Here is a 5,275-nt window from a genome sequence, read left to right on the forward strand (position 1 = left end):
GGCGGCAGAAGGAACGTCGGCTGCAAAGCGGCCGCGACGGTCCATTTTTCACCGGCTTTTTGCCCCATAGCTACGGCTATGAGGCTGCAAACCCGGCAAAAACTGTCCTCGCCGGGGCCACTTTTCGCTGCGACGCCTTCTGCCGCCCAGGCTCCTAGCTGCCATCCCGGACTCGATCCGCAATCCATATCGCGCCAACCTTTTTCCCGGCCCGCGTCGCATGGATTGCGGATCAAGTCCGCAACGACAAATACAGCGCGAAGGGCCCACGCATGAGCCTGCGCATAAAAAAGCTCGGCAAACACTACGGCGAGGTCGCGGTGTTCACCAACGTGTCGCTCGAGGTCGCGCCCGGCGAGTTTGTCGCCATCGTCGGTGAGTCGGGTGTCGGCAAATCAACTCTGCTCAACTGCATGGCCGGGCTCGACAGCTGGGACAGCGGCTCGGTCGAGCTGGACGGCGTGGACATTGGCGTCCTCAACGACGACCAGCGCGCGCTGCTGCGCCGCGAAAAAGTCGGCTTCGTGTTCCAGGCCTTTCATGTGCTGCCGCACCTTGATGTCGCGCAGAACGTCGCGCTGCCGCTGCTGCTGCTGGGCCTGCACGACGATGAGCGTGTGTCGGCCATGCTGGCGGCTGTCGGCCTTGACGGCCTGGGCGCGCGCCTGCCGCAACAGCTCTCGGGCGGTCAGTTGCAACGGGTGGCGATTGCACGCGCGCTGATCCACCGCCCCGGCCTGCTGCTGGCCGACGAACCGACCGGTAACCTGGACCCGGCCACTGCCGCAAAAGTCATGGACGCGCTGGTGGCGCAGACCCGCGAACACGGCGCCTCGCTGGTGCTGGTCACCCATTCCGAAACCGCCGCCGCGCGCGCCGACCGCGTGCTGCACCTGAGCAGCGAAGGCATACGCGCCTGAGGCCGCGCATGCCGCGCTTGACGACCACGACCCGACCATGAGCGCCCCTGGGCGAGGGTGGTAGGCGACCCATTCACTGTCGTGTATTTGGAAAAGTTCAACCGGCTGCGGTCAGCAACGCGGCGTAACGCGCCAGATCCACATTGCCGCCACTGATGATCACGCCCACACGGGCGCCCCTGATCGCCGCAGCGTCGGCGCAGGCACCGGCAAACGCCAGGCAACCGGTCGGCTCCACCACCAGCTTCATGCGCTCGGCGAAAAAACGCATCGCATCGACCAGTTGCGCATCACTGACGGTCAGGATGTCCGTCACATCGCGCCGGATGATGCCGAAGGTGTACGCACCCAGGTGCTGGGTCTGCGCGCCGTCGGCGATGGTTGTCGGCACCGGGATGTGCACGATGCGGCCGGCGCGCAGCGACTGCTGGCCGTCGTTACCGGCCTCGGGCTCGACGCCAAACACCTGACACGCGGGTGCCAGCGCACGGGCGGCCAGCGCCGAGCCGCTGGTCAGCCCGCCGCCGCCCAGGCAGACGTACAGGCGGTCCAGCGGACCGGTCTCCTCGATCAATTCTTTCGCAGCCGTGCCCTGGCCGGCAATGACGTCGGGATGGTTGTAAGGAGGAATCAGTGTCATGCCGCGCTCGGCGGCCAGCCGCTGCGTCAGGGCCTCCCTGTCTTCGGTGAAGCGGTCATACAGCACCACCTCGGCACCGTAGCCGCGTGTGGCGGCCAGTTTGGCGGCCGGCGCGTCCTGCGGCATCACGATCAGCGCCGGCATGGCCAGCAAGCGGGCTGACAGCGCCACCGCCTGTGCGTGGTTGCCCGATGAAAAAGCGATGGCGCCAGCGCGTCGCTGCGCGGCATCGAACCTGGACAAGGCATTGAAGGCGCCGCGAAACTTGAAGGCGCCCATGCGCTGGAGATTTTCGCACTTGAAGAAAAACTGCGCGCCCCAGCGCGCATCAGCGGTGGCTGATCGCAGCACCGGTGTGTGGTGCGCGTGGCCTGCGAGCCGCGCAGCGGCGGCAACAACATCGTCATAGGTGGGGAGCTGCATGGCGAGGGAGCTTTCATTCAAGGGCTGGAGACAGACGATAGTCTATGGAGATTTCCCGCCCATCATGACACCCTGCGTTCGGGCTGAGCGTGGCCTGGCCTGGCCATGAGGCGCAACCCTTCGACCGGCTCAGGGCGAACGGTGGTGAGGGGGGCACAATCGGGCCATGCTTGCGCTGCTTTTCACCTTCTCCTGGCAAGAACTGCTGCACCACCGCTGGCGCAATGCGGCCGCAGTGGCGGCGGTGATGCTTGGCGTGGCGCTGGCGTTTTCGGTGCAGCTGATCAATGCCTCGGCGCTCAGCGAGTTTTCGCAGGCGGTGCGGTCGGTCAATGGCCAGCCCGACCTGGAGCTGCGTGCCGTGCGCGGCAGTTTTGACGAAACGCTGTACGCGCGCATCGCCGCCCAACCGCAGGTCGTCGCGGCCAGCCCGGTGCTGGAGCTCGGCACCTATGCCCTGGGCGCCGATGACCGGCGTGTGGCGCTGCGGGTGGTCGGTGTCGATGCGCTGGTGGTGGCCCGGCTGGCCCCGGCCCTGATGCCGGTGCTGGCTGCCAATGCAGAACGCATGGCGCTGTTCACGCCGGGCGCCGTCTTCCTCAACCCGGCCGCGCGGCAGGCGTTGGTGGGCGAACGCCTGCAGCTGCAAAGCGGCTTGCAACTGTTTGATGTTCAGATAGCGGGCAGCGTGGCCGCTGGTGGCGCGCCGCTGGCGGTGATGGACATTGGCGCAGCGCAAGATTTGTTTGGCCGCTCTGGCCAGCTCTCGCGCATCGACCTGCGCCTGCAGGCGGGCACCGACCGCGCCGCCTTTATCACCGCGCTGCAACTGCCGGCCAGCATCACCGCCACTGAGCCCGGCGACGACGCGCAGCGTGTCAGCAACCTGTCGCGCGCCTACCGCGTCAACCTGACCGTGCTGGCGCTGGTGGCGCTGTTCACCGGCGCCTTCCTGGTGTTTTCGGTGCTGTCGCTGAGCGTGGCCAAACGGGCGCAGCAGTTTGCGCTGCTGGGCGTGCTGGGCCTCACGGGCCGCGAGCGCCTGCGCCTGGTGCTGTGGGAGTCGGCGCTGCTGGGCAGCGTCGGCAGCGTCGCCGGCATCGCGCTGGGCACGGCGCTGGCGGCGCTGGCGCTGCGCCTGCTGGGCGGCGACCTCGGTGGCGGCTATTTCTCCGGTGTGGCCCCGGCGCTGCAATGGGACGCGGGCGCCGCGCTGATCTACGGCCTGCTCGGCGTGGCCGCCGCGCTGGTCGGCGGCTGGTGGCCGGCGCGCGCCGCGCAAAAGTTGCCGCCAGCGCAAACCCTCAAGGGCCTGGGTGCGCCGCCGGCCGGCGGCACACCCTACCGGCTCAGCCTGCTGCTGATGGCCGCCGCCGGCTTGCTGGCGTTCGCACCCCCGGTGTTCGGCATTGCGCTTGGCGCCTACCTGTCGGTCGGGCTGCTGCTGGTGGGCGGCATCAGCGCCCTGCCCTGGCTGATCGCGTTGCTGTATGACCGCATCGCGCCGCGTGTCAGCCGGCGCCTGCTGCCGCTGCTGGCGGTCGAGCGCGCGCGCCGCGTGCGTGGCAGCGCGGCGGTGGCTGTCAGCGGCGTGGTCGCCTCGCTGAGCCTGGCTGTCGCGCTGACGGTGATGGTCGCGAGTTTCCGCGACTCGGTCACGCATTGGCTGGACGTGGTGCTGCCGGCCGATCTTTACGTGCGCACCGCCGGCAACACGGCAGCCAGCGACACGGTGTATTTTTCGCCGGACTTCGTGCAGGCGCTGGCGCAGGTGCCCGGCGTGGCGCGCACTGGCAGCCTGCGTGTCACGCAGTTGCTGCTTGACGCTGGTCAGCCTGCCGTTGCGCTGATCGCCCGTGATTTGCAGGACCCGGCCGCCAGCCTGCCGCTGGTCGGCGCGCCGCTGCCGGTCCCAGTCGGTCACATCGCGATATATGTCAGTGAACCCATGGTCGACCTGTACGGCGCGCGGCCCGGCCGGGTGTTTGCGCCGCTTTCTAAGCCTTTTGAGGCTCTAGCCCATAGTGGACAAGCACCACCAGCTATCAATTCAGGAGCAATTGAGGCGGCCGGGAGGCATCCTTCGACAGGCTCAGGACGAACGGAAACACCGGGCGACAAGCGTGGGGGCCAACAGTTCTTCGTGGCCGGCGTCTGGCGCGACTATGCGCGCCAGTTCGGTGCCATCGCCATGGACCAGCGCGATTTCGAGCGCCTGACCGGCGACCGGCGCGTCAATGATCTGGCGCTGTGGCTGGCGCCGGGCGCCGCCGAGCCGCAGGTGCAGCAGGCGGTGCGCGCACTGGCGCAGGCCCAGTCGCCGGGCGCAGGAGAGCTGATTGAGTTCGCCTCAAGCAGCCAGATCCGCGCGACCTCGCTGCGCATCTTCGACCGCAGTTTCGCCGTGACCTACTGGCTGCAGGCCGTCGCCATCGCCATCGGCCTGTTCGGTGTCGCGGCGAGCTTCAGCGCGCAGGTGCTGGCCCGGCGCAAGGAGTTCGGCCTGCTGGCCCACCTGGGCTTGAGCCGCCGGCAAATCCTCACGCTGGTTGCCGGTGAAGGCGCTGCCTGGACGCTGGCCGGAGCGCTGGCCGGCCTCGGCCTGGGCCTGGCGGTGTCGCTGGTGCTGGTGCATGTGGTGAACCCGCAGAGTTTTCACTGGACCATGGACCTGGCCCTGCCCTGGGACCGGCTGCTGGCCCTGTGCGCCGCCGTGGTGCTGGCTGGCACCGTCACCGCCTGGCTGGCGGGGCGTGCGGCGGCGGGTCGGGATGCGGTGCTGGCGGTCAAGGAAGACTGGTAGGCACAAAAACGCTATGACGAGGTGCCTGCCGATGCGTGTTTTCGTTTGCTTACCTTAAAGGCCTTCGCTGCGCGGGATTGTCATGACGGTGTCGCGCAGCACGCCTACGATGGTTGCATCACTTCACCAAGGCCCACATCATGGCGTCCGCTCAATACCGCATTGAAAGCAGGAATCCTTTGCTGGGCAGCCTGCTGCCCCCCACCCCCCACTTCCAGTCGCTGTACGCCGACCGCTCGCTAGCCGTGGCTGTGGCGGTCAAAAGCCTGGCCGACCCGACGCGCCAGCAGATTCGCGTGGTGCATATTCCCAGCGGGGAAATTGTGTTCCAGACCTCGGAGATCAGCCACTAGTAGTTAGTTCCATTAAAGCAATTACGTACTAAACGACGCCAAGATCGAACTTATTCCATCGAAAAACGACAGGCGATGCGTTGATTTCAGCTATCCCTTTGAGGATGCGGGTTTTTAGTTCCTCTTTGGACTTGAC

At 67.2% G+C, this 5,275-nt stretch carries 5 protein-coding genes; 3 read left to right on the plus strand and 2 right to left on the minus strand.

The genetic code is table 11. The annotated features are described in order from the left end of the window. On the minus strand, positions 1-236 hold a 236-nt coding region (locus Q8O29_RS16885), incomplete at its 3' end, for a hypothetical protein (protein ID WP_305564881.1). Positions 237-272: 36 nt separating this feature from the next. On the opposite strand from Q8O29_RS16885, the gene Q8O29_RS16890 reads away from it, so the two are divergent. Beyond that, positions 273-920: an ABC transporter ATP-binding protein gene (locus Q8O29_RS16890; protein ID WP_305564883.1), complete on the plus strand. Its 648-nt coding sequence runs from the start codon at positions 273-275 to the stop codon at positions 918-920. Between the two features lie 97 nt (positions 921-1,017). Here the strand turns inward: Q8O29_RS16890 and Q8O29_RS16895 are convergent, their stop codons facing one another. Beyond that, positions 1,018-1,983 carry a threo-3-hydroxy-L-aspartate ammonia-lyase gene (locus tag Q8O29_RS16895; protein WP_305564885.1) on the minus strand — a complete coding sequence of 322 codons (966 nt, stop codon included), beginning with the start codon at positions 1,981-1,983 and terminating at the stop codon, positions 1,018-1,020. 166 nt (positions 1,984-2,149) lie between these two features. On the opposite strand from Q8O29_RS16895, the gene Q8O29_RS16900 reads away from it, so the two are divergent. Further along, positions 2,150-4,786 (plus strand): ABC transporter permease, encoded by a 2,637-nt coding sequence (locus Q8O29_RS16900; protein WP_305564887.1) that lies wholly within the window; start codon positions 2,150-2,152, stop codon positions 4,784-4,786. A gap of 140 nt (positions 4,787-4,926) precedes the next feature. Beyond that, positions 4,927-5,139 carry a hypothetical protein gene (locus Q8O29_RS16905; protein WP_305564889.1) on the plus strand — a complete coding sequence of 71 codons (213 nt, stop codon included), beginning with the start codon at positions 4,927-4,929 and terminating at the stop codon, positions 5,137-5,139. The last annotated feature ends 136 nt before the right edge of the window (positions 5,140-5,275 follow it).

The organism is Polaromonas sp. (genome assembly GCF_030689685.1).
Taxonomy (GTDB): Bacteria; Pseudomonadota; Gammaproteobacteria; order Burkholderiales; family Burkholderiaceae_C; genus Polaromonas.